Source organism: Paenibacillus sp. W2I17, assembly GCF_030815985.1.
GTDB lineage: Bacteria > Bacillota > Bacilli > Paenibacillales > Paenibacillaceae > Paenibacillus.
On sequence record NZ_JAUSXM010000001.1, the window covers coordinates 4,672,205 to 4,697,936 of the forward strand.

18 protein-coding genes are annotated in these 25,732 nt (G+C 45.6%); 16 read left to right on the top strand and 2 right to left on the bottom strand.

The features are described from left to right. The first annotated feature begins 171 nt into the window (after positions 1-171). The 7 genes from QF041_RS21015 to QF041_RS21045 all read left to right on the top strand — a co-directional run bounded on the left by QF041_RS21015 (position 172) and on the right by QF041_RS21045 (position 10,392). The gene (locus QF041_RS21015) at positions 172-6,144 is read left to right on the top strand and encodes a DUF7601 domain-containing protein (protein WP_307415515.1); all 5,973 of its coding nucleotides are present in this window, start codon (positions 172-174) and stop codon (positions 6,142-6,144) included. Between the two features lie 23 nt (positions 6,145-6,167). Beyond that, positions 6,168-6,944, top strand: coding sequence for a class B sortase (gene srtB, locus QF041_RS21020; RefSeq protein WP_307415516.1), 777 nt, complete (start codon positions 6,168-6,170; stop codon positions 6,942-6,944). Between the two features lie 375 nt (positions 6,945-7,319). Beyond that, entirely contained in the window at positions 7,320-7,865 is a 546-nt protein-coding gene (locus QF041_RS21025; protein WP_249913142.1) for a 50S ribosomal protein L25, read from the top strand. A gap of 416 nt (positions 7,866-8,281) precedes the next feature. Then, the gene (locus tag QF041_RS21030) at positions 8,282-8,899 is read left to right on the top strand and encodes a hypothetical protein (protein ID WP_307415517.1); all 618 of its coding nucleotides are present in this window, start codon (positions 8,282-8,284) and stop codon (positions 8,897-8,899) included. A gap of 12 nt (positions 8,900-8,911) precedes the next feature. Continuing rightward, the gene (locus tag QF041_RS21035) at positions 8,912-9,190 is read left to right on the top strand and encodes a hypothetical protein (protein ID WP_307415518.1); all 279 of its coding nucleotides are present in this window, start codon (positions 8,912-8,914) and stop codon (positions 9,188-9,190) included. 28 nt (positions 9,191-9,218) lie between these two features. Beyond that, the gene (locus QF041_RS21040) at positions 9,219-9,779 is read left to right on the top strand and encodes a DUF4303 domain-containing protein (RefSeq protein ID WP_307415519.1); all 561 of its coding nucleotides are present in this window, start codon (positions 9,219-9,221) and stop codon (positions 9,777-9,779) included. A 271-nt stretch (positions 9,780-10,050) separates the two neighbouring features. Beyond that, the gene (locus QF041_RS21045; RefSeq protein WP_047841001.1) at positions 10,051-10,392 is read left to right on the top strand and encodes a hypothetical protein; all 342 of its coding nucleotides are present in this window, start codon (positions 10,051-10,053) and stop codon (positions 10,390-10,392) included. Between the two features lie 84 nt (positions 10,393-10,476). On the opposite strand, the gene QF041_RS21050 is transcribed toward QF041_RS21045, so the two are convergent. Continuing rightward, a complete protein-coding gene (locus QF041_RS21050; RefSeq protein WP_307415520.1) occupies positions 10,477-11,199 on the bottom strand; it encodes a YheC/YheD family protein in 723 nt (240 codons plus the stop codon). Between the two features lie 198 nt (positions 11,200-11,397). On the opposite strand from QF041_RS21050, the gene QF041_RS21055 reads away from it, so the two are divergent. The 7 genes from QF041_RS21055 to QF041_RS21085 all read left to right on the top strand — a co-directional run bounded on the left by QF041_RS21055 (position 11,398) and on the right by QF041_RS21085 (position 21,731). Continuing rightward, a complete protein-coding gene (locus tag QF041_RS21055; protein ID WP_307415521.1) occupies positions 11,398-11,871 on the top strand; it encodes a DinB family protein in 474 nt (157 codons plus the stop codon). 173 nt (positions 11,872-12,044) lie between these two features. Next, positions 12,045-13,139, top strand: coding sequence for a bifunctional glycosyltransferase family 2/GtrA family protein (locus tag QF041_RS21060; protein ID WP_307415522.1), 1,095 nt, complete (start codon positions 12,045-12,047; stop codon positions 13,137-13,139). Then, positions 13,139-15,430 carry a glycosyltransferase family 2 protein gene (locus QF041_RS21065; protein WP_307415523.1) on the top strand — a complete coding sequence of 764 codons (2,292 nt, stop codon included), beginning with the start codon at positions 13,139-13,141 and terminating at the stop codon, positions 15,428-15,430. Before QF041_RS21060 ends, QF041_RS21065 begins: the two co-directional genes overlap by 1 nt. 11 nt (positions 15,431-15,441) lie before the next feature. Next, positions 15,442-17,295 carry a hypothetical protein gene (locus QF041_RS21070; RefSeq protein ID WP_307415524.1) on the top strand — a complete coding sequence of 618 codons (1,854 nt, stop codon included), beginning with the start codon at positions 15,442-15,444 and terminating at the stop codon, positions 17,293-17,295. A 200-nt stretch (positions 17,296-17,495) separates the two neighbouring features. Continuing rightward, on the top strand, positions 17,496-18,635 hold the full coding sequence (locus QF041_RS21075) for a 5-methyltetrahydropteroyltriglutamate--homocysteine S-methyltransferase (protein WP_307415525.1): 1,140 nt from the start codon (positions 17,496-17,498) through the stop codon (positions 18,633-18,635). A gap of 361 nt (positions 18,636-18,996) precedes the next feature. Beyond that, positions 18,997-20,940, top strand: coding sequence for a DUF6242 domain-containing protein (locus tag QF041_RS21080; RefSeq protein WP_307415527.1), 1,944 nt, complete (start codon positions 18,997-18,999; stop codon positions 20,938-20,940). Positions 20,941-20,966: 26 nt separating this feature from the next. Next, a complete protein-coding gene (locus tag QF041_RS21085) occupies positions 20,967-21,731 on the top strand; it encodes a leucine-rich repeat domain-containing protein (RefSeq protein ID WP_307415528.1) in 765 nt (254 codons plus the stop codon). A gap of 157 nt (positions 21,732-21,888) precedes the next feature. Here the strand turns inward: QF041_RS21085 and QF041_RS21090 are convergent, their stop codons facing one another. Beyond that, positions 21,889-22,980, bottom strand: a complete 1,092-nt coding sequence (locus QF041_RS21090) for a GntR family transcriptional regulator (protein WP_307417022.1) — start codon at positions 22,978-22,980, stop codon at positions 21,889-21,891. 432 nt (positions 22,981-23,412) lie between these two features. On the opposite strand from QF041_RS21090, the gene QF041_RS21095 reads away from it, so the two are divergent. Continuing rightward, positions 23,413-25,029, top strand: a complete 1,617-nt coding sequence (locus tag QF041_RS21095) for a xylulokinase (RefSeq protein WP_307415529.1) — start codon at positions 23,413-23,415, stop codon at positions 25,027-25,029. Position 25,030: 1 nt separating this feature from the next. Continuing rightward, positions 25,031-25,726, top strand: coding sequence for an L-ribulose-5-phosphate 4-epimerase (locus QF041_RS21100; RefSeq protein WP_036611813.1), 696 nt, complete (start codon positions 25,031-25,033; stop codon positions 25,724-25,726). Positions 25,727-25,732 lie beyond the last annotated feature (6 nt).

Genomic DNA, 25,732 nt, shown 5'->3' on the forward strand with positions numbered 1-25,732 from the left:
GGTTACCGCTTAGTGTTCAGAATTTGGTAAGGGCTCTAAAGTAAAATGGTAAGGCAAGCCATATGAACTTGATGAATTTTATCAGTTTCTGTTGTAAGGGTGGAATGGCCAAAGGAAAGGAAAAAAGTTTCTGGTCGCTGCAAAAATTTTAGAAGTGGAGGAGATTTTCGTTTGAAACAAAAACGCAATATAGGTAAACCGTTATTGTCTTTATTTCTGGCAATGTTGCTCGTCTTGCAGACAGTGATATACTCCACCGCCGCATATGCGGAGAGTGTGCCAACCGATTCCGGAATGGAAGCGGTCATTGAATCTGACTCACCGAGTGCCGACGAACCACTTTCGGTACCTGAGGCAATGTACGAAGCACCGAGCAATTTCGTAGCGATAGCGGCAGTCCCAACGGACAAAACAGCGGTATTTATGGAATCTAATTCAACCTTCCCGCTGGAAGTGACACAGGGGAATGCTGTTATTAATCCGAACGGTATTATTCAGGGTAGACAGCCCTTTACGCTCAAATCGGAAGGTCTCAAGGTACCAGTGAATGGTGATGACCCAAATCCAACTAATGCAGATCCTGAGAAATACATCCAAAAGGGTGACTGGATCGAGCTGAAAAGAGAAGATTACTTCAAGGAAGTGATGCTGCCAACAGCTACTAAAACCTTGAATGCACAGACGGAATCAGGTGCAAAACAGCTGGGTACCGCGTATTTCACTCCAAATAGCATCAAGATTGTATTTAATGGTGATGATTATTTTTTCAATGGTGTTGGACGAGGTATTGCTTTCAGCTTTGAATCTACTGCCAATGCAGATATAACGGGACTAGCGTATGGCGATAAAAAGCCGATCAACATCTTTGGTGGTGCATATCAGCTAGAGAACCCAGATGTTACAGCAGAGTATAACATTACTTTAAGCTCGCCTGGAATGATCAGATGGGATCAGTATAGCTATCGCGGAATTCAACCAGCACAATTTGTTGAGGGAGCTGTTACCTGGCAGTCAACCGTATCTGCGTTTGATCAGTTTGATAAAACAATCAAATTGCCACTAGACGGAAAGACCTTTTATACGAATCCCTCAACGTACAATACCAGCCCTGGAAATGTCCGCGGCACCTATATGGAGGAATCATTTAAAGTAAATGACCAAAATGTAACTCCAGTCGTTGGTCCAGATGGATCGCTGACTTACACTTTTCCACAGGGAACAGGTCTAGATCCAAAGGTTGAATATAAAACATGGATTTCTAAGGAAGCTTATTATTACGAGTATCGGAATCCGCCAGCCAATCTTGGTCGCGGCCACCGGGATATGAATGGCAAGGTGGAACTGAGAAAAGACAATGATACGTTGGTGCAGTCAGGTTTGGAGATTTCCTTTGCTCCCGACTGGATTCAAGCCAGCGCTTCGTATGACCATGCGAATGAAACCATTACATGGAAGATCGCGGTTAACCAATATAACAAAAAAGGGTTAAAGGACTTTACCATCACAAATGTATTACCGGCTGGGCTGGAATTTGAATCAGCTGCATGGCAGACATGGGTAGATGGCGCTGTATCTGAAGAAACGCCAATTACACCAGATTCGAACGGCGTTTATTCCTTCGGGGATATTAATGGAAAAGTCGAATTGTTGATTAAAAGCAAGGCGATAAGTGGTTCCAGCTTCCAAATTGATCCTCGTGCCAACTGGAATTTGGATACACCAGGTGGTATACAGAACAACGATGTAATGACGGGTAAAAGACCTATTGCCGTGACGGATGAGGCAATCGTCAGCATTGGCGCACACACGTTTACAAAAACAGGCGCAGTATCACCCGAGGATTATAACCTGGGCAGTATCACGTGGACCGTTAATCTAGCACCACAGTATGCCTTACCTAACGCGGCAATATACGATGTCCTTGTGCATGGCGGTGACTTGAACGTCTTGGACAACGCTGTAGATGAAACCAGCGAGGTGAGTGCGGAGACAATTGCGAAAATTAAAGCAAATATCACTTCTGCGCAGCTTTGGAAGCAGTACAAAGCGGGAACTCTGAAGTCGAATGCAACCGGTTTGACGATGAAAGCTATTCCATTAACCGTGGACGGTAAAGTGGTGGCGGATTTGATCAAGGTGACCGGATACACCGAAGAAGCTGCATCCTTCAGCTTCCGTGCACTTGAGACCAACCCAAACATTCTCTTCAGACAGGATATTAACGCAGGGAAAATAAGCTCGAATCGGGCTTTGCTCATTGATGGCGAAAGCGTAAAAGAAGCAAATAGCAGTGCCAACCTACACCTGCGTATGTTGAACAAGGATATGCTCTTTGCTTCGAGGCCATTAAAAGTAGATGGTACTTTTGAAAATGTGACGCCGAATAACGTTAGCAGTTACATTAGAAATGATAACAATGAAGCATGGACAATTTCTGGCTATGACAGGACAACCAAAACGGTCACATTCCGTTTAGGGGTTAATATGCCTGGATATAACACAGAAGAAATGGCTAAGGATGGCGGTAATCGAGTCATTAGTAATATTAAGTTAGTGGATACACTTCCTGAAGGCTGGGAATTCGTTCCTTTCTCTGAAACTAAGGATTTTGAGCTTTGGAAAGGAATTTCGGACAATGGTTCAGGCAATGAATATGGTGTTAGAAACGATGCTAGAACTCTAATTGAACCAGGTACTAGTTCTCATGTAGTCCATTTTTCACACATTGGAAACGAGGGTACTTTCACCTTCTCCAAGCTGGAGAGTCCTTATATCATTCTGGTGAAGGCAAGACCTTCCAATGATGCTCTGCAGAAGTATTTAGAGGAATACACCATCAACGGCACAGACAAACAGGTGCTGTATAACAAAGCCGACCTTCATATGTCATGGGGTGGAGTGGAGAAGGTTGTCACCGAACAGCGCAAAGTTATTGTGCCTATTCAGACCCTTGGAAAGTCGGTAACTAAGCCAGTTCCAGGAGTGCTGGAATGGACAGTGAATTATACCCCGCCATTTAACATGAAGCAGGGTGTTTATTTGCAGGATACCCTGGGTGCAGGCATGAATTTGCGTTATGAAGAAAACGGAAAGCTTGTGCTGACATCACCTAGTATGGCAGTCTATCCTGCTAAATTGACCGCAAGCGGCACTCTTGAACGAGAGGGCGCAGCACTGGACCTCAGCGACCCGAATGCTGAAGTTCAAGTAGAAGCTGCACCAGGCGCGGGTGGCACTACGGTTCTAACATTTAAAATGGACGACCCTAATCAGCTTTACCAGTTTGTATACCAAACAGAAGTTGATCCATCTAAAGCGAAAGCTGGAGACACAATGGGCAACGAGGTAAAACTGGAGGGCGATGACAATCTGAAATCTGTAAGTGCCAGAAGCGAAAGCACACTGGACAGTTCGGACGTGGCTGGCAGTTCAAGTTCCAATGCTCTGTTGCCCCTGAAAAAGGTAGATCCCAATGGTAATCCGCTAAAAGACGTAGAGTTTACACTCTATAAGAAAGACGGCGGAACTATAATCACCAAAGGAAAAACCGATAGCGGAGGGAAACTTAATCTGCTATTCCCTGATCCAGGGTATTATGAGCTGAAAGAAACTTATATTGACACCAATACTTGGCTGCCAACTACAAGAGTATACCAAGTATATGTAGGGAATACGCCAGGGAAGCCCATCTGGGTAGACGGGGTGAAATTAACCCCTGATAATCCGCTGATCGTGCCTACACCGGCACAAGGCAAACTGACCATTACCAATAAGGTGGAAGGCAACGGCAGTGATCCGGACAAAGAGTTCGAGTACACCGTGACCATCACCGGCGAAGGTAAGGACAGAGAGTATACCTATAAGAAGTCGGATGATACGTTTGGCACGATCAAGAGCGGAGGCAAGATTGCCCTTAAGCACGGGGAATCTGTGACGTTCCCAGCATTGCCTGCGGATCTGGTCTATACCGTAACCGAGGCTGATTATACATCCGTTGACGGTTATACGACGATACCAGGTACGAGAGAGCTGTCTGGCTCAATCGTGAATAAAGGTGATCACAAGGCGGACTTCATCAATGAACGGACCGTTAACAAGCTGACCATCAGCAATACGGTCATGGGCAACGGCGGTGATAAAACGAAGGAGTTCGAGTACACCGTAAACTTTGAGGATACAGGCAAAGAGGAAAGTTACTCTTACTTGAAGACGGACGGTAGCACAGGTTCGATCAAGTCCGGCGGTACCTTCCGCCTCAAGGATGGAGAGACACTGGATATTTTGGGCCTGCCTAAGAATCTGAAATACACAGTTACCCAACAAGATTACACAACCGATGAATACATGACTACTCCTGAGGAACGGTACTATACCGGAGTCATGAAAGGCATTGATGAAGATGCCCCATTCACGAACGTGCGAGTTTTGAAGGGCGGCCTATTAATCAGCAACACAGTTAAAGGCAAAGATGAAGACAAGAAGAAGCTGTTTAAGTACACGGTTGCCTTCACAGGCGAGGGATCAGACGAATCCTACGTCTATGAGAAGTCAGACGGCAGCAAGGGCATGATCAAGAGCGGTGAGAGCTTTGAGCTTACAGATGGCCAGACGCTCATTGTCCAAGGGCTTCCAACCAATCTTCAGTACAAAGTGACCCAAGATGATTATACGCAAGATGGCTATGTGACTGATCCAGAAAGTCTCATTCACATTGGCACTATTCCAGAGAAAAAATGGTCTGAAGCACATTTTGCCAATACCCGACCGTATCTGGAAGGCGTGTTGCGTAACAACAACACAGGAGAAGTCATTCCGAATGCACCGATTACCATAACCGATCTGAAGACAGGCGAAGAGATTCAGACCCAGACGAATGAGAAGGGTGAATATTCAATTCCAGCCGTAGCGGATACCGACTATACGATCAGATATACGAAGATGTATCGGGTAGGCGGCAAGGATGTACCTGTTGAGTTTACGCAGAAAGCAAATGTGAACAGCAGTGTAACGGACGAGACTGTTCCAGCTGACATTACGGCCGTGGGGATCATTCTGTTCAAACAACTGGATGGAACAACAGTGCTATTCAATGATTTGTTGACTAGCCAGATGCATATCTATTTGAAAGACAAGGATGGCATTTATGTTAAGGAAAACGGCCAACCTAAAGCATTTCCTATGGCTTCGAATGGAACTTTCTCTGTGGAAGGGCTAAGCGAGCAGAAGTACACAATGGAAGTTCGCTATCAAGCTGAGACCGGCGAGGAATTGCTCCTCAAAGTGGCGCAACTTGACGTTAAAGCTAACGGAGAGCTGAATATTTCAGAGGAGTTAGTCGACCCTTACGGTACGGTCTATGATGAAACGACAGGAGATGCCGTCAATGGCAAGAAAATTGATGGAGCCAAAGTTACACTGTATTATGCGGATACGCAGCGGAATAGAGATAACGGCCGCATTCCGGGTACGAAAGTAACGCTTCCAAAGGTTCCAAATTTCCCACCGTACGACAATGAGAGCCCGGAGCAGAATAGTGATGCAGATGGCTTCTATGCGTACATGGTGTTTCCTGAAGCGGATTACTATCTGATCGTAACGAAGGACGGATACGAAACGCACACAAGTGGTACCATTTCAGTCGATTTTGACATTGTCAGGTACGATGTGCCAATGAAGCCGATTAGTTCTGGTGGCGGCACCGGTGGCAATGGTAACAACGGAGGCGGCACCGTAACGCCTGGTCCAGGGACCGTAACGCCAGATCCGGGCACCGTAACGCCAGATCCGGGCACGGTAACGCCAGATCCGGGCACCGTAACGCCAGATCCGGGCACGGTAACGCCAGATCCAGGCACCGTAACGCCTGAACCAGACACGGTAACGCCAGATCCGGGCACGGTAACGCCAGATCCGGGCACGGTAACGCCAGATCCGGGCACCGTAACGCCTGAACCAGGCATCGTAACGCCTGAACCAAGCAATGGTAACGATCAGCTTAAGAACGATAGCAACGAGTTGGACGATGCTCCGAAAACTGGAGATAACAGCGTATCGCCATTCTTGTATATGATTTTGGCGCTGATGTCCTTAATGACGATTGGGTTCTGTCTGCTCGGGTACAAGAAGAAAAAGCACATCCAGTAATGGAAGGGAAGGCGGTAAGAAAAATGAGCAAAACTAAAAAAATTCTTATCGCTGTTTCCTTGCTTGTATTGGTATTTTCACTTGTCAGTCTTGCGAGGACTTTCTTGCGAGATTATGCCGAGAAGCAGAAAATCGAAGAGTTAACAAAGGTTTGGAAAGAAGGATCAGAACAAGGTGGAGGGGATGCAATCCCCTCCCTTTTGTTCAATAAAGGCAATGAGCCGGTTATGCTTCCCGAATTTCGAGATCTTTACGAGAGGAACTCAGACATCGTCGGCTGGCTGAAGATTGACGGTACCCGAATTGAGTACCCGGTCATGCAGAGCCCACAGGATTCGGAGTACTATCTCAATCATGATTTTGATAAAAATGAAAACCAAGGCGGTCTTCCTTTTTTGGACGAGTCTAGCCGGGCTAATGGTTCGGACATTTTGCTGATTCATGGACATCACATGAAAAGTGGTTGGATGTTTAAAGATTTAATGAAGTACAAGAACGAAAGCTTCTATCAAGAACATGCTACGTTCCAGTTTAGTACGCTTTACGAAAAGGAAGAGTATGAGATTGTTGCCGTTATTCTGTCAAAAGTTTATCGCAAATCGGACGACGTGTTTAAATACTACCAGATTGAGAATGTAAATACGCCCGCCGAGTTCGATTCATATGTTCAGAATATCAAACAACTCTCTCTTTATGACACAGGCGTAACAGCACAGTATGGTGACAAGCTTATTGTGCTGTCCACATGCGAGTATTCGACCGAAAACGGTAGGCTAGCAGTGGTAGCCCGAAAGCGTTAATTGACGATGCTGAAACACAAAATCAATCTGCTTTATTTCGCGTTCTCTCCTTAGAGGACGCGATTTTTCTTGTCCCCGAAATAAGGTGCTCATGGACATGAAGGCCTGTTCCAGTCGTCAGAATGGGAAATGGCGGGTTAAATCGACAAATCTATGTTTCTATGATAGGGTTGAAGCATCCCATAGGCATTCTACTCTTCGGAGTAGAGTGCCTTCATGTATATTATGGGTGCTTACATTAAATGTATTTTAAAATCAATTGGATCGTATATGGAGGTGGTGATGCTATGTTTCTCTCTTTAGCCCCAACAGGGGATGGTTGGATGAGTATGAAAAATGTGAAAATATCATTTAATAAAGAGGAGCGAACATAGCATGACTACTAGTTTTCAGGCGGAGACCCGCATTCCATTAAATTCTTCTCGACTTAAGGATCTACGTAAATCCGGGCGTTTGCCAGGTATTGTTTTTGGCAGAAATACGGAGAATGAGATGATTCATATTCCAACAATAGAATTTCAAAAGTGGTTGAAGCAAGGAGCGTCTGGTTTTATCGAATTGCAGTTTGAAGAGAAAGGCCCATTGACCGTATTATTGGAAGACCTTCAACGTGATTCGGTTACACGAGATTTGATTCATGTGGATTTTCAACAGGTGCAGACCAATGAGATCATGCGCACTAAAATTCCTGTCAAGTTCAATGGCACACCGATTGGCACAAAACAGGGCGGAGTCGTGCAAGTTCAATTATCTTCTATTGAAGTGGAGGCATTGCCGAGACACTTGCCAACGTCGATTGAATTTGACATTAGTGCTATGGAACTTGGAGAAACGTTACATGTAAGTGATGCAACGTTTGCTCCAGATGTAACGGTGATCTCTGAGGGGAATGAGTCCCTTCTCTCTGTAGTTAAACCTTAACAATTCCAAATTCGCAAAGCTGAATAAGTCAAAATTAGCCGTACGGGTGATAATCCGTACGGCTAATTTGTGCTGATTACGAGATGTTGGCGTGCTCCCATCCTCACAAGGCGGGTAGTCTGGAATTCACCTCACGTATGTCTTTTGCTCGCGTACAGGCGCAATGATCCTGATATTTCGCTACCTTTTCAAAGTTCACTCGCAAAATTCAGGTGTAAAGTAGGTAGACTCAGGAAAGGTAATCACTATAATGGAAATAAGATACATATATAGTTGATATATAAGAATAGATGCGGGTGAATTAACGTTCAATATAGAGATAGAGATGATGAAGAGGAAGAGGAAGAGCGGTGGTAAACCTGAACCGCTAAGGTCATTGGCATAACATTTCTAAACAGGGCGGTGAGCGAAAAGAAATGGACAAATTAAAGAATAGCGGATTCTATAAACTGAGATTCTTCATCACTCCTGAAGAGTTTAAAAGCCTTTTGCAGCTTTTGGAGCATCGGCAAGCGCAATTCTATCGTACCAATGCTGCCCGAACAGAGCATGATTATAATCAGGTGTACGAGGAGTATCAGACGTTCTATCAGTATTTTGTGGCAGGAGAAAAGAGAGATGACATCCATCCCTTCTTTGTTTACTCTATTTCTATTGCATCAGATCAAGAAAGTTCAGGATTTTTTGTGAGAAATGAAGGAGTCTCTTTTCCATATCACGGACAATGGGCAGAGGATGAACTGCCGTGTATCTTGCTTTCATTTCCGAAAGGTTTTCAAGTTAATTTGGAAGATGAAAAAGGAAAGTACTATATATATGAGGATATCCGGGACCATAAGCCGCTGACCTATGCGTTTTTCGATGAAATAAGAGACTCTATCAAAAAAATGACCAAACCCCTTCGCTTCTCAGCCCTTGATGCAGATGCGATGAAGGAGCAAAAGCCCTCTGTGCGTATAAGCCATGATGCAATGCACGACTTGAGGCAATCGTGGATATTCGGAAAATATGGACTTGTGATTCATGGCAAATAGGAGGGGGACGAAATGATTTTCGCCCTAAAGCTTATCTGTACCTGGGTACTGCTAGTTGCCTCATGTTCAGCAGTATGGTGGAGTTTCAGAACAGAAAAGCTTATAACCGTCTCTTGGCTGGCGTTTTTGCTACCGGCTGTCTTCCAGCTTGTTACGGCTTTCCGGATTGGTCCAGGCCAAGCAAAGTCACTCATCGTGTTCGGCTGCATCAATCTGTTGTTTGCTGCCCTTGTGGGTGCGGGTGTCTGGTATCTAGTCCAAATAGCCAATTCATATCGAAGGGGCAAATGATCAACGAATGGAAAGGGGAACTCTAATCATGAAGCCAATGCAAGAAATAGAGACGCTGGCCATAGAGATCGCCGCTGCCGCCAGAACGTCTTTTTGCACACTTTTTGAAAATGGTGAACGTTACTATTATTGTACGTTATACACTACTGGTGAGGGACATGCGCCAAGCATCTCTGCCTGGTCGTGGGAAGCTTTGGCGTTGGAGTCGGCTAGGCAAGCAGAAGAAAGTGATACGCGGGTATCCACGATTGCGAATCTCATCAAATGGTCGTATGCGGATTCGCCCTATTGTTGTTTTGGGGATGATCACTTTGACGGTGTCAAACAACGATATAACGAGCGTCCTTTCATTGCGGAACTGGTGAATGATGATTGGAATCGGGAGTTGGATGTGAGGCTGAACGCCATGGAGCTGGCGATGAAAATGCTCGATGATGAAGGCGTGTTTGCCTTAAATCAACGGCGAGATTCCGTATGTGTCCTTGTTGAAGTCATGCCGCCAGATGAGATCAATACTGAAATCGCCTTACGTTTGAATCGGGCGGAATCTCCGGCTATGCAAGCATGGTTGGCGGAGGCGGCAGAATAGAAGCATCTGCATTTGGGGAGTTTTGACCGTCTATGATGTACCGTTTCGACTCAATTGGCCCAATAAGATGATACTGACAGTAGTTCTATAATTCGCGACCACCTTTGTACAGTAAAGGGTGGTTTTTTTCGTGCTTGAGTTTTGACATTAAGCTACCAGTTCCCCCCCACCACTGTACAAACACACTTTTTCTACCTTGTCCACATTTATACCTTACCAAAACAATTCAATTGCATTTAATAGACTATCAATAAAAAAGGAGGTTTTGAGAATGGGAAATAGAAGACCTGGAGCACCTAGAGGTGGTTATGACCCTGTTCAGATCTATAACTCTACTTCGTTTAATGCGAGTGGAGTAGTGGAGTATGCATCCATCTTTTGTAGCAACGATAGATATAGTGTTCAGCGTGACGAGACTTGGAGATCTTCCGACCGTGGTGTGTGCCTGGTAACTAGAATCACCGCGACGGTTAGAACACCGAGTGGAAATATTGAAGCCGAGCCGTATACCTCTTCAGGTACTTCGTACAGCCAGTTCGCCATTATACAGGTAGGGGTTAATCAGTTCCGAGTGACGCGTGTTACAAGTGCGATTAGAAAATGCCGGAAATAACCGAAAAGGGTTAATATCAAGCATAGGTACGAAATATGAAGAGACGACTTGCCCGGGATAACAGGCAGGTCGTCTCTTTTCGTTTTAATTTTTCTTGTACCATAATATTCTGCGGTGCATCGAGGAGTCTTTCATAAGTCGGAAAGGGCGCAAATCCGGTTGATAATTTCCTTCGATGATCCAAATTCGCCGTTTCTTGTCCACGGCTATGTCGAACCCGACTTGCCTAAGCATGGGGTAATGCTCTCCCAATCGTATGGCGGCTAATCGTGCAACTTGTTCCGCTTTGACAAGCAAGCGCCGGTCTCCAATTCGAGCTAGTCTCAGTGCCTTAAGCACTGGAATGGGTCGGTTACTCACGTTGGTGACTTGGTATCCCTGTGCGGCAACTTTAGCATAGGAACCTGTCACGTTCCAAGTGGACGAGGAGCCTTTTTTGCGCTGAACCATGATCCGAATGTCGAACGGCCTGTGTTTAATTTGAGCAAGCTGCAGACGCTTTTGGACAATATATTCATCACTTTTGTTTGTTTGTTCGAGCCAATCGAGTAACTGATCGTTGTCTCTCATGGTGACCGTGTTATTTTCATTTTGAATACGATAGGCTTTTGCGCCGTCTCGTCTAATGAACAGGATATCCCTTCCGTAACTCCCATTGCGAGGCTTCAGTACAACGCTGGGATATTGAAGAAGCATCTTCGTGAGCGTATCCTTCTCAAGCAACTGTGTTTCTGGCAACCGTTCTGCGAGAGAGGGCTCATCGCGCAGAATGCCATACTGCAACCATTTGTCTCTTTCGAATAACATTGGAATCACAGCCTTTTTCAATCGTCTACGGTAATTCTAATTCAAATTCGTGATCCGCATAAGTGGCCATCCGTCCAGATTTGTAAGTCGAAGCATGTCCAATCGGTCGATGGAGACAGAAGATAGTGATTGCATAAAAGGAACATATGTTCTATTATTGTGTTATTATGGATTTCCATAGAAAAGAGGAATGTCGGAATGAACGTATATTGTAAAGGCATTTTCAACCAGATGGATATGGCTGTAGAATCCGTCATCAACCTGATGAACACACTAAGTGACGAAGACCTGAGTAACAGACCGACGGCGGAGAAAATGTCTATTGGCGAGTTGCTCGCGCATATGGCCGTACTCTGCCAAGCAGACTTCCTGATCGGGGCAGGAGCATCTGAGGAAGAATTGGATCGTTTCTACGAGCAGTCCGAGCCGAAGGCGAACTTAAATGCAATTGCAGAAGCCTTAATGGAAAATTACAATGCTCTAAAAGAAGGTATAGCTGCTCTAACAGAAGATGAACTATTACGAGAAACGACTGCATTCTGGGGAGGCGTTCATTCACGCTTTGAGTGGCTTCTGGATACGCAGGCGCACTTCTATCACCACCGTGGACAACTGCATGCCATGCTGGTACATGTGCTGAAACGAGAGCCGAATGTGCAATTGTTTGAGTAGTGCTAGACTAACCCTCAACTAGTATTTTTCGCCTATAAACTAGCTTATAAAAGAGTGCAACTTTTTTACCAATATATATACAAGTTATTCGTTTACTGTATGCCTTTTCGATGTTATACTCACAATATTCAAAAAAGAATCTGTGAAAATATGTCGAATTGAGGCTTATCAGGATGATTATAGGTAGACAAAACGGCGAAACGATCATCCTCATTCCATCGCTTGAACCGGATGAGAGACTTCCAGCCTATGTAAGGCAATTGCGAGAGTATGGATTTACTAATATTGTTATTGTGGACGACGGATCTGGTGATGCCTACCAGTCGATTTTCGAGGAGCTTCGTGAGGACGGTTGTGCTCTGCTGACACATGCGGAAAATCAGGGGAAGGGTGCGGCACTCAAGACCGGATTTGAGTATATTGGTCAGCAATTCGACGCATCTTCCTTCGTCGTAACTGCTGATTCAGACGGACAACACGCAGCTGAGGATGTATACCGCATAGCCCAAGAAGCAAGGCTTCATCCGGATTCGTTGGTGCTCGGGGTAAGGAACTTCAGCGAGGGGAATATACCCCCAAAGTCCCTGTTAGGCAATCGGATGACCTCCTTTATTTTTGCCATGCTCTATGGTAAAAAACTGTCAGATACCCAGACTGGGCTTCGTGCCTTCGGTCCAGGGTTACTTGCGTTTATACAGGATGTTCGCGGTACTCGATTTGAATATGAGCTGCAGATGCTTATCTCTTGCATTCAGTCTGGCATACCGATTCATACGAAGCCAATCCAAGTCATTTATGAGAATGGCAATGCAGGCACTCATTTTAAAGCGATCCAGGATAGTGCTCGGGTCATGGGGGTGTTGTTCTCCAATTTCCTGCGGTTCATCTCATCGTCGGTGGCCAGTTCTGTTGTGGATTTGGGCATTGCCTGGTTTTTGATCGACGCGTTGCGGCCCGTGTTGGGTGAGCAGCACTATTTAAGAATTCTGCTTGCAACCGTGATTGCGAGAGTTATTTCCATTGTGGTCAACTATGTACTGAACAGACATTTTGTATTCCGCAAGGAGGATAGCCAGGGCAGTCTCTGGCGCTATCTGACGTTATGCGGAGTAGTGATCTTGCTATCCAGTACCGGTGTATATATATTCCATACCGTTCTCTTCGTAGATGAGAAATTGGCGAAATTCGTCTGTGATGCCTTGCTGTTCCTGCTCAGTTTCCAATTGCAGCGAAGATGGGTATTTGCAGCAAGGAGGAAGCAGTTGTAGTGCAAAACGAAAAAAGGCAGAATATCTTTTTTGTCATCACGATGATCCTGATGTCGATTTATTTGGTATGGCGTACGTTCTTTACGTTGCCATGGGGTGAAGGCATGCTGAACGTCATTTTTGGTATGCTGTTGATTGTGGCTGAAACGGTCACCGTACTAACAACCTTTGAATTATTCTTTCAAAAGATGCAAAAAGAACGTACACAGCTCGACTTTCCAATCGTTCCGCCGGAGTATTATCCGGATGTGGATGTATTTATTGCTACGCATAATGAGCCTGTTGATCTGTTATATAAAACGGTTAATGCCTGTACGTTCATGGATTATCCGGATAAGCAAAAGGTTCATATTTATCTCTGTGACGACGGAGCAAGACCTGAGGTAGAGGAGCTTGCCAGACAATTTGGTGTGGGATATCTGGGGTTCCCCGGAAACAAGGATGCCAAGTCAGGCAACCTGAACAATGCACTGAGCAAAAGCTCTTCTCCACTCATTGCAACATTTGATGCAGATATGATTCCACAGCACACCTTCCTGATGAAAACGGTCCCCTATTTCATGCTCTCCACGTTTATTAAGGAGAATGAGGTATGGCGTCCTCGCCGAGAGGACGAGATGGACCCTAAGTTCAAGCTTGGTCTGGTACAGACCCCGCAAAGCTTCTACAATCCGGATCTATTCCAGTTTAACCTGTATGCAGAGCAAGGTATTCCGAATGAACAGGATTTCTTCTCCAGAGAAGTGAACATCCTGCGTAATGCCTCCAATGCGGTAGCCTATACAGGAAGTAATACGATCATTTCCCGGCAGGGCATGGAAGACATCGGAGGTTTTCCACTCAATACGATCACCGAGGACTTTGAGACAAGCATCCGCTTGCAGCAGGAAGGTTATATTACCTATGCGACTCAAGAGGTTCAAGCTGCCGGGCAGACAACAACAACAGTGAAGAGCATGATTAAGCAGCGGATTCGTTGGGCACGGGGTATCATTCAGAGCCTGCAGAATACGCGTGCACCCTTGTCTGGGAAGCTTCCCTTCTGGACGAGAGTGACCTACTTAAGCAGTTTCTTATACTGGTGGTCCTTCTTTAACCGGTTGATTTTCATTTTGGCACCTATTTTATTTGCGTTATTCGATTTCCAGATTGTGAACACAACCTTCTGGCAAATCCTAATATTCTGGCTTCCATCTTATTTCTTCTATAGTGTATCCATGCGATATCTGTCCAGCAATATTCGGAATCAGCGATGGAGTCAGGTTATCGATACCATATTCATGCCTTACTTGATCTGGCCGGTTCTCCTGGAGACGCTGGGTATTCGTGAGAAAAAATTCAAGGTCACCAACAAAAGCAGAGCAAGCGGTCGACAATGGATGTCTGCTCTGTTATATGCACTTCCCCATATCTTCTTGCTGTTGCTATCCATTGCAGCCGTGATTCGGTATGTCAATGGCAAGTACGGCATTGCGCTGTTCTTTAGCAGTATCATTATTTTCTGGCTGATTCATAACATGATTGCGCTGTGTTACGCCCTGTTCTTCATGATCGGCCGCCGTGCGTATCGGGAGACAGAACGGATTCGGGCGCAGGAAGATGTCACGATTCACGACCAAGCCAACAATCTGCGATATCAGGCCAAAACGGTGGATGTATCTGAGCAAGGTATTGCCTTCTATGTCCCTTATCCCATTTATTTGGCTGAACAGAAAATCATCTCTTTGGTCGTCAAAACCGACCGGTATGAGGCCAATCTCGATGCAGTCATCGTTTATGTGAAACAGGATGGAGAGGGCTGGCGTTACTCCGCAACGGTTCAGCCGATTGATGAGAATGATAACCGCCAATACATGCAAATCATCTACGACCGTAAACACTCATTGCCAGAGCAGATGAATCTGTGGGATACGGCTTATGACGATATGTTACGTAATGTGAAAAAACGGATTGTTCAACCCAGATCGGATCAGCGAAAAATGCCGCGGCTTTCCCTTCAGCTTCCAGTTCATTTCACCAATGATGCTAGCTGTACGCTGCGCAGCTTCAATTATCGTTTCTTCTCCGCGACGGGTTTCGATGGTGATATTGCGGCAGGAGCGGTCGTTACCTTTTATACAAAGAGTAATATTGAAGTTATTTTGCAACATACGGGAAAAACGACAGCCCGTGAGCGCGAAATGCTTCTTTCGGTGGAGAATATCGATGATATTGTGGAGAAGGGCCTGATCGACCAATTGCTGACTGATTTGATTCAGCCACATTCCGATCGTTCCACCAGAGAGGGTTAGGAGAGATAGAGATGCTCATTGTGCTTCATTTTGTGATGGGAGTTTTATTGATATTCTCCTTTCTTGGTTATATGCAGTTTGTACGGAAGGCACTTTCACTACGTTGGGAGTTCATCCCTGTATTTGTGTTTTCCTCGATTGCCTGCCTTGTTTTTCTAAGTGGTTTGGCAGGGCAGCTCTTTACGGGCAGCCTTGTCATCCTGATTGCAGGTTTGCTTTTATATGGGGGAATGTTGTTTCTCAGGCTGCGCCGAGGGGCATCATTACGTATGTCCTTTTCCATATTCCAATTTTCATTCCTGGCAGGGACTTTTGTTTTCTTGCTGGTACTCTTTCAGAACCAATTAACACATTACGATAATTTCTCCCACTGGGCTATCGTATTGAAGCAGATGTTGAGTACAGATGCCTTTCCGACGCCAGACTCCAACCTGATTGATTTTAAAAACTATCCGCTCGGGACTTCGTCTTTTATTTATTATGTCTGTCGCTTCATGGGGCACTCCCAGTCCGTAATGCTCTTGGCACAGGGATTGCTTATCTTTTCCTGTTTTTATGCCATGTTTGGCATTGTTACGGAGAAGAAACGCTTTCTTCTGTACGCTTTTCTCGGACTCGGGTTATCTACACTTTCGTTTTTCAATCTTACGATTCGGATCACTAACCTGCTCGTGGATTTCTTGCTTCCGATCTACGCGCTCGCGATCTTGGCTGTGATCTACCAATATCGTAATGAAATCAAAAAAGCATGTATTGTTGTTCTTCCGCTTGCGGGATTACTGACCATTATTAAAAGCACAGGTATTATTTTCGCCGCGATCGGTCTGATTTTCCTAGTGTATACATGGCTAAAACATAAACAAAAGTTCGATTGGAAAACAGCGCTCGCTGTAGTGGGTACGATCTGCGGAGCGCTGATTCCCTACTTCGGCTGGAGCTGGCGAATGGCAACGGTGTTCCAAGGGATTGATAACAAGTTCGATGTGGCTACCTCGGGGATTCAAGCCGGCAAAACGCCAGAGCAGATGCGTGAGATTCTGTGGACTTTCCTGAAGGCCAGTACGGATCTGACGACACGGCCAGTGATCGGCATTGTTATTTTCCAGCTTATCGCAATTGCAGCATCTGTATTTGCCATCGTGGTGCTTAAGAAGAAGTGGAACTTGTGGAAAGCATTAATTGCTTTGGACGTTGTTCTGTTACTGTACTATGCGGGTATTCTGGCGTTGTATCTCTTCTCCATGCCATTGGATGAAGCAATTGTCCTGGCTGGATTTGAGCGTTATGCATCGAGTATCGTGGTGCTGTTCGCCGGTGGGCTGGTGTTGTGCGCTGCGATCGACCTGGAGCGATCATTCCACTATCGGATTGGTGAAGTACCAGATTATCAGTCCTTTAAGACGGTTGAGACAAAAGGTCATTATCAAAAAGGTATTATCGGCTGTATGGCGGTTGCAGCCACCATCCTTTTGTCCGAATACAATGGTATCGTGTCTATCGCCCAAAGTTATGATACAACGCTCCCTTACAAGATTCATGCGGTTACTGGTGATCGATGGTACCCAGGTGGGCAAGAGGATAATAACAGATATCTCTTCTACGCCTCAGACAGGGACCAACAGGTCACGAACTATTACATGCAATATGTAGGGAAGTATTTCTTGTATGCTCCTCATGTGGACGGAATCGTGTTGTTCTATGAGGATAATATGGACAACCTTCTGAGCGGCTACGATTATCTAGTGGTCGTCGAGACGGATCTCAACGCCAAGTGGTTGCTGAAAAAGCATTATGGCATCGACATGCAAGAGGGTATCTACAAAATCACCCGTTCCGGGGATCAGATCGTTCTTACGTTGACTTGAGATCATAGTTGTTGAGATCCTGTTCCGGACATTCGGTCATCCGGCCAGGTAAGATGGAATACATGATTGTATATAGAGTCTCCTTAAATATAGCCCGTTATAGCTAATACCTATAGCGGGCTATAACTCTTTCGTAGAACAGCTATTCCGATCGGATATGTTATATTTAATTCTATAATGATAAACGGGGAGATTAAACTATGAGCGTACAAACCGAACCTAAACAACGAACAGTCACTCCATTTCGATATGATATTGTGGGCAGTTTCCTGCGCCCGAGTGCGTTGAAGGATGCCCGATTAAAATACCAAAACGGCGAAATTACCACGGAACAGTTGAATGAAGTGGAGAATGCCGAGATTGTGAAACTTGTACAGAAGCAAAAAGAGGTTGGACTTCAGGCTGTAACGGACGGCGAATTCCGCCGCTCTTGGTGGCATCTGGACTTTTTCTGGGGACTGGATGGTGTAGAGCGGACAATCATTGATGAGGGATATCGATTCAACGGTGCGACATCCAGACCGGAAACAGCTCGCCTGACCGGCAAAATCAGCTATAGCAGTCATCCATTTGTAGCGCATTATGCCTTCTTGAAAGAAGCGGCTGGGGAAGACGTTGTTGCCCGTCAGTCCATACCAGCAGCTGCCCAGTTCCTATTCGAATTGGACCGGGCAGATAACAAGGAAAGCACACAGGCCATCTATCCGAACCGCCAAGAGCTTCTCTCGGACATTGCTGGGGCGTACAAAGCATCCATCCTGGCTTTTTATGAAGCCGGCTGCCGCAGCATCCAGATTGATGATTGCACGTGGGGTGCATTGTGTGACCAACAGTTCATCACAGTGATGGAGCAGATTGGCGTTAATGTGGAAGAGTACGCAAACGAACTTGCAAAACTGAACGAAGAAGTGGTATCTGGCCTGCCGGAAGACCTCGTGGTAACCACTCATGTCTGCCGCGGTAATTATGTTTCGACATTTGCAGGAGTCGGTGGCGGTTATGAGCCGATTGCGCAGACACTTCTGAGCATCGATAACTACTCTGGTTTCTATCTGGAGTTTGATACGGAACGGGCTGGTGACTTCAAGCCACTTCGTTTCCTGAAGGACAATCAGCAGGTTGTACTTGGCCTCTTCTCTTCCAAATTTGGAGAGTTGGAGAACAAGGAAGATATCCTGAAACGGATTGAGGAAGCTACACAATATGTTGATCTGGAGCGAATCTGCCTGAGTCCACAATGCGGCTTCGCTTCCACGGAAGAAGGCAACCATTTGACCGAGGAACAACAATGGCGCAAACTTGCTTTCATTAAGGAAATTGCTGAAGAGCTCTGGAAGTAACATTTGCAGCTTCATTCATCATTCACGCATATGTTGTGCATAAGGAAAAATTCGCTAAAAAGCCGTACGGACCATCATCCGTATGGCTTTTTGGTGTATCCTCACTTTTGAGTGGATGTTTGATCAGAGCTCACAACAGCCCAGAGAGTGAATCAATGGGTAGAGATGAGAATAACGGTTCAGCCCATATTATTATTAGGGTTACATTCCTTGATGAAAGTAGTCCATTATCCGTTTTTAACGGAACAGTTATAGGATGAGACCGATAGGGTTTCTATTAAATTAGGATGAAGATAATATCTATGTATTACATTCCAGATCATGGTATATTTCTAGTATTAAATTATGTAAGGAGATAACTATGAGTCGCACACTAGTTTTTTCACTAAAAGTAATACCTCTGCTGTTAACTACGATTCTGCTGTTTTCCCTAATTTCTGTATATCCTGCCCAGGCAGAGGGTGAAGGTGCTAACATTGAGGATTCTGCAGTAAACAGTCAGTTGAACCTTAATTGGTCTTCGTTGGATGAGTTAAATAGTGGAGTTTCCCATTCCATTGCCTATGGTGGAGGGATTTATATGATGCCAGCTGCCGGAGGTTATGTGAAAACCTCTAAGGACGGAGTTACATGGAAGACAATCTATACCGGGAATCCAGTAGATTTTAGTTTGATTATTCGTGGAAAGTCAGAATTCATGGGTTTTCGTGAGGAAGCAGATATCGTAACCGTATGGACATCCACTGATGGTCTGTCATGGGAGAAGTTAAATAATTCAATACATATAAGATTTTTAAAAGACGCCGTATGGAACGGGAAACGATATATTGCAGTTGGTGGAACAACATATGAAGGAAAGATTTTCTCTTCAGAGGATGGATTAACGTGGACCGAGCGAAAAACAGGGATCTCCACCAATTTTACAGCCGTAGCATGGGGCAATAATACCTTAGTGGCTCAAGGTTATGAAGGCGGAGTCGTAGCGGTATCCAAAGACGGAATCACCTGGAAAAAGGTGAAGACCAATCAGCCTAATTATGAGCAAGTTTGGGATATGACCTATGGCGGTGGAGCTTTTGTTGCTGTAGGGGATGCAACGATCATGACCTCGAAGGATGGACTGAAATGGACATACGTATCATCCAAAGCCTTTTGGTCCAAGGTGTACTGGGCAAAGGACAGGTTTTATATTTTTGGATTTGAATATGTGAATAAAGCCAATCATGTCTTGAAGGAGGTCAACTGGACATCCAAGGATGGTAAGAGCTGGAGCGATGCTGGGTTTGCAACTAGCCCTAAGCAGAACCCGTTTTTTACCATTCACAACGGCAAACAGTATATAACGATTACGGATGCTGGTATTCAAACATCTGCGGATGGGCGCAAATGGAAGCTGACAAAGCGATATCCTTTTGTGCTTCCAAGTAACGTATATGAAGCAGCAGTGAGCAAGGATAGGCTGGTGCTGGTGGGTGGGTATCGTAGCCAGCTTAACTTCCTTTCCGTCAGCTCGCAGGGTTCTGCAAAGATGAACACGGCTGGCAAATGGCAATCTTCTTATGTGAATCAAGCGTATCCACTTCGGGGAGTTGTATGGTCAGGGAAGGACTTTTTTGCGGTAGGAGATAACGGGAAGATGATGTCCTCTGTTGATGGGGCAAAGTGGACGGACATTAAATCCCCGACAACTCAATCACTTACGAGCGTGCTGTATGCTAAAAATACGTATTACGTGGCAGGCGAGGCCGGCACGATTCTTTCTTCCAAGGATAGGAAGACGTGGAGGACCCTAAACACTAATGTAAAGAAAAAAATCAATGCGATGGCATCAAACGGCACAACACTGGTAGCCGTTGGAGAAAAAGGGCTTTTGCTCGTCTCCGAGGATGGTCTGAAGTGGAACGAAATCCCGGCACGGTTTCCTGGACATAATTTCGATGTGGTATGGGGTGACGGAAAATTTGTCGTGACCACTGCCAGTTACTATGGGAATGCACAGAGTGCGGTTATTTTGACTTCAGAGGACGGTAAGAAATGGGCGAGGACAGAGTTCCGTGACGAATTATATGCTCGTGGAATGAACACTGGATTCTTTGGCATCTCATACGTGGGCAATCTCTTCATTGCTGTTGGCAGTGAAGGTTCCATCTTCCTTTCCGATGACGCTGAGAAATGGACCAAGCAGGATGTCTTAACGGTAGACGATTGGTACGATGCGGTGGAGTTTAAAGGGAAAGTGTACGTCTTTGGAAATACAGGTAAAATCGTTACGGCTGACCTCAACTCCTTGAAACGGAGCCACTAATTAAGATGCTTAAAGGGAGATTCTATATGCGTAATCAATTCATCAAAAGTATGATCGTTTTATGTTTGGTTTTTGTACTATTACCGGCAACGAGCGTTTTGGCTGCGTCGTCGCTTATTAAGGACCCGGTCTTGGCCAAAGTTATTCGAGCAGATTTGAAGATGTCGGCTAAGAAGGAAATAAAGGCTGCCGATTTGAAAAAATTAAAATCTCTATATGCTATGGAAACAAAAAGTAAGATTTCTAACCTGCAAGGTCTTGAACATGCCGTTAATATGACGGATTTATTCTTGCCTGGTCAAAATATAAAAAATATTAAGCCACTCAACAAGTTGAAAAAAATGACGTTCTTAGCTGTTGAAGGCAATCAGATTGCAGATATCTCACCACTTTTAGGTCTGACTGATCTGCAAAATCTGGTTATGGACGATAACAAAATCAAAAGCCTGGCTCCATTAAAAAATATGCGTAAGCTGACCAGTCTGCTCGCCAGTGGGAACCAGGTGACCGATCTAAGTCCTCTTCAGAAATTAAAGTTGGAATGGGTCATTATGAATGATAATAAAATTCAAGATCTGACACCTTTCAAAAACCATCCAACCTTGGAGTATCTATATGTAGAAGATAACCTCATTGAGGATATTGCAGTGCTCGAAACCATCCCACATCTAACAGAGGTATATTTGGCTAACAATCCGTTGAATGATCGAGCAGAGCAGGTTGTGAAAAACTTGGAGAAGAAAGGCGTCGTTGTAAGTCTGGTAAGCGAAGAAGCGGATCAGTCGAAGTAGTTTCGATTAGAGAAGATGTATAAGTATATGTAAGAAGAAGTTAATCCCTCATTATAATGAACAAAAACAAAGAAGGCCGCAGATATTCTGACGGCCTTCTTTAAGTATGTTGGACAGAAACGCTCGGTAACAACTTAACTCCTGTCCCACAACAATATTATTCCACTACGATCTCCTTCACCGTCTCCCCCTCAACCAGCACCGGCTGATAGTAGGTGTTCGTGGGCAGATCCTTTTTGCCTTGCAGATTCTTGATCACCCAGTCGGCAGCATCGCGGCCCATTTGCTCTTGGGGATGGGTTAACGTTGTAAGACGGATATTGGCGTTCTTAGCAATATACGAATTGTCCTGTCCAATGATGGATAACTCATCCGGGATCGAGATGCCCAGTTGCCTGCAGGCGTGCACGACCTCCAGTCCTACCTCATCGTTATAACAGACGATAGCGGTGAGCGAATCCCTGTTTTCGTCCAGATACGTTGCTACATTAGAGGATAAATCCGGTTTCGATGCGGTATCAAAGGAAAGCACTTGCTCAGGATGGAACCGTAACTTCGCTTCACCCAGCGCCTTGATGTACCCTTTCATCCGGTACTTGCCCTGTAGATCATCCATTTTGGCAATAATGCCGATCTGGGTGTGGCCTTTGGCGATCAATTCCCGTGTGGCAAGATAACTGGATTGCACGTCATCCAGACAGAAGAACGGAACCTCCAGCTCCTCGTAGAACGCATTAATCATCGTAAACGGCACATCCTGCTCCTTGAACGACAGGTAGTATGCAATGTTTGGGTTGTAGAGATTACTTTTGGTCGGTTCGACAATCAGGCCATCCACGCCGTAGGAGAGCATCATTTCGAGGGCTTTTTTCTCCTGTGCTACATCATTATTAGTACTGGCCAGCAGTAACGAGTAGTTGTCCTCATTCAGACGACTCTCAATACCGCGGATGATGGACGGAAAAATGTAATCCGAGATGTATGTCGTGATCACACCAATCGTTTTCTTCGACGTATTGCCACCTGATCGTGATCGATACTGATTGCTAACGTAGGTCCCTGACCCCTTTTCGCTTCGTAAAAATCCTTCATTAGATAACTCTAAAATAGCCTTCCGCACCGTCTGGCGACTTACGGTGTAGCTTTCCTGTAAAGCCAACTCGGTGGGGATCTGTTCGCCTATGCTATATGTCCCCGAGAGGATATGACTCTTTATATCATCAATGATGACCTGGTATTTTGGCTTCACGTAATCCACTTCTTTCATCGTTACTCATCTATATCAACGTTGTTGTTCAAATAGTTGTACGTACATATTCTAGCATGATTCAGATAGGATGAAAATAAAACCGAACATTTTTCGGAATAAACCGTACATATCCAGCTTTTTTGGATAGAGGTGTACCTTACAGCATAGCCATTTTAGAGACGTTCAAGTCCTTTTAATGATCAAATAGAGCACAATATGTGTCCTTTGTAAGTATAACTATTATATATTATTGACAAATGTACGTACAAAAAATATACTAAGGCTGTCAGAAAAGGAAAGCGCATTCTTTGAAAACACAACAGGAAGCATTTATACAATTTATGATTAGCCACTGCCATAAGTAAGAGTTTCACCTTATATATGCATCCTTAGGGATGTGAAATCGCGACCGGAGAGGGGATACACGTGATTATGAGTCAATTGGACTTGAAAGAAGCCATTACCAATGGCGCTACTTCGCTCGGAATAGAATTTGGATCAACGCGGATTAAGGCGGTGTTGATTGACGAACGTTTTGATACCATCGCGTCAGGCAGTTATGAATGGGAGAACCTCCTGAAAGATGGATATTGGACGTACAACCAGGAGGATATCATCACAGGTCTGCAAACGGCTTATCGTGAGATGAAGCAAGATGTGGAACAGAAATACGGAATTACGCTGCGAACGGTCGGTTCCATCGGATTCTCGGCCATGATGCACGGATATATCGCCTTGGATAGCGCGGGCGAACTGCTGGTACCTTTCCGCACCTGGCGTAATGCTACTACAGGAGCAGCTGCAAGAGAGCTAACGGAACTTCTGCAATTCAATATTCCTGAACGCTGGAGCATTGCCCACTTGTACCAAGCTATTTTGAACGAAGAGGTGCATGTGCCACAGATCGATCACCTGACAACCCTGGCTGGATACATCCACTGGTTGCTGACAGGCAATAAGGCGATTGGGATCGGCGATGCTTCAGGCATTTTCCCAATTGACGAGTCTACACATAATTATCACCCATCTATGATCCAACAGTTCGATGAACAGATCGCAGGCAAAGGTTATCCGTGGAAGGTCGAGGACCTTCTGCCCAAGGTATATCTCGCGGGTGAGAATGCAGGTGAGTTGACGGAAGCGGGAGCCAAGTTGCTCGACCCTTCGCAAGATCTGCAAGCAGGCACTCCGCTCTGCCCGCCAGAAGGCGACGCCGGAACGGGTATGGTGGCAACAAATAGCGTGCGAAAACGTACGGGGAACATCTCCGTCGGCACATCCGTATTTGCGATGATCGTACTGGAGAAGGAATTGTCCAAAGTGTATCCCGAGATCGATATGGTCACCACGCCGGATGGTAGCCCAGTAGGGATGGTTCATGCCAACAACTGTTCCAGTGATATCAACGCATGGGTTGGACTGTTCCGTGAATTCTCTCAAGCAATGGGATATGAAGTGGATAACGCCAAGTTGTTTAGCGTTTTGTTTAACAAAGCTTTGGAGGCAGACCCTGATGGTGGCGGCTTGCTCAGCTACGGTTATTACTCAGGTGAGAACATTACGGGACTTGAGAAAGGCCGTCCATTGTTCGTCCGCTCCCCTGAAAGCAACTTCAATCTGGCAAACTTCATGCGGACACATCTGTTCAGTGCCTTCGGTGCACTCAAGCTGGGTATGGACATTTTGACGGAGGAAGAGAATGTAGCCATTGATAGCATTTTGGCTCACGGTGGGCTATTCAAGACCCCTGTGGTCGGACAACGGATTGTAGCTGCTGCGATGAACGTACCGGTGTCGGTGATGTCTACTGCTGGTGAAGGCGGCGCATGGGGCATGGCGCTTCTGGCTTCCTACATGATCAACAAGGATCAAGAGGAGAGCCTGGATGTGTTCCTGGAGCAGAAAGTCTTTAACGATGTTGAGGGAGTCGAAGTGGCGCCGGATGCATCGGATGTGAAAGGGTTTGAAGCATTTATCGAACGCTACCGGAATGGGCTCACAATTGAGCAATCAGCCGTAGATCATCTGGTAGAGAACGGGAGGGAATAACATGTTAGAACAACTGAAAGAAGAGGTATTCCAGGCGAATCTGGAACTGCCAAAGCACGGACTTGTGAAATTCACATGGGGTAACGTCAGCGCAATCGATCGGGAAAGCGGTCTGTTCGTGATCAAACCAAGTGGCGTCAGCTACGATACGATGAAAGCAAGCGACATGGTTGTGGTTGATCTGGACGGTAACGTGGTGGAGGGGGAGATGAGACCTTCCTCGGACACCGCAACACATGCTGTACTATATAAGCATTACTCGGAGATTGGTGGCATCGTGCACACGCACTCTACGTGGGCGACCATCTGGGCACAAGCCGGATTGGACGTACCTGTAATGGGAACAACACATGCGGACACGTTCTATGGAGCGGTGCCTTGTGCACGTTTCCTGAACCAGGACGAGGTTGATCGCGGATACGAAGCGGAGACAGGACGCGTCATTATTGAAACGTTTGAACAGCGTGGGATTGATGTTATGGCGGTTCCAGCAGTACTGCTCCATGGTCACGCACCGTTTACGTGGGGGAAAGATGCCAAGTCTGCGGTGGTGAACAGTGTCGTACTGGAGGAAGTGTGCAAAATGAACCTGTACGCGCGGCAGTTAAATAACTTCGCGAAGGAACTGCCACAAGGCATTCTGGATAAACACTATCTGCGAAAACACGGAAAAGACGCGTATTACGGACAGAAGTAATTAGTA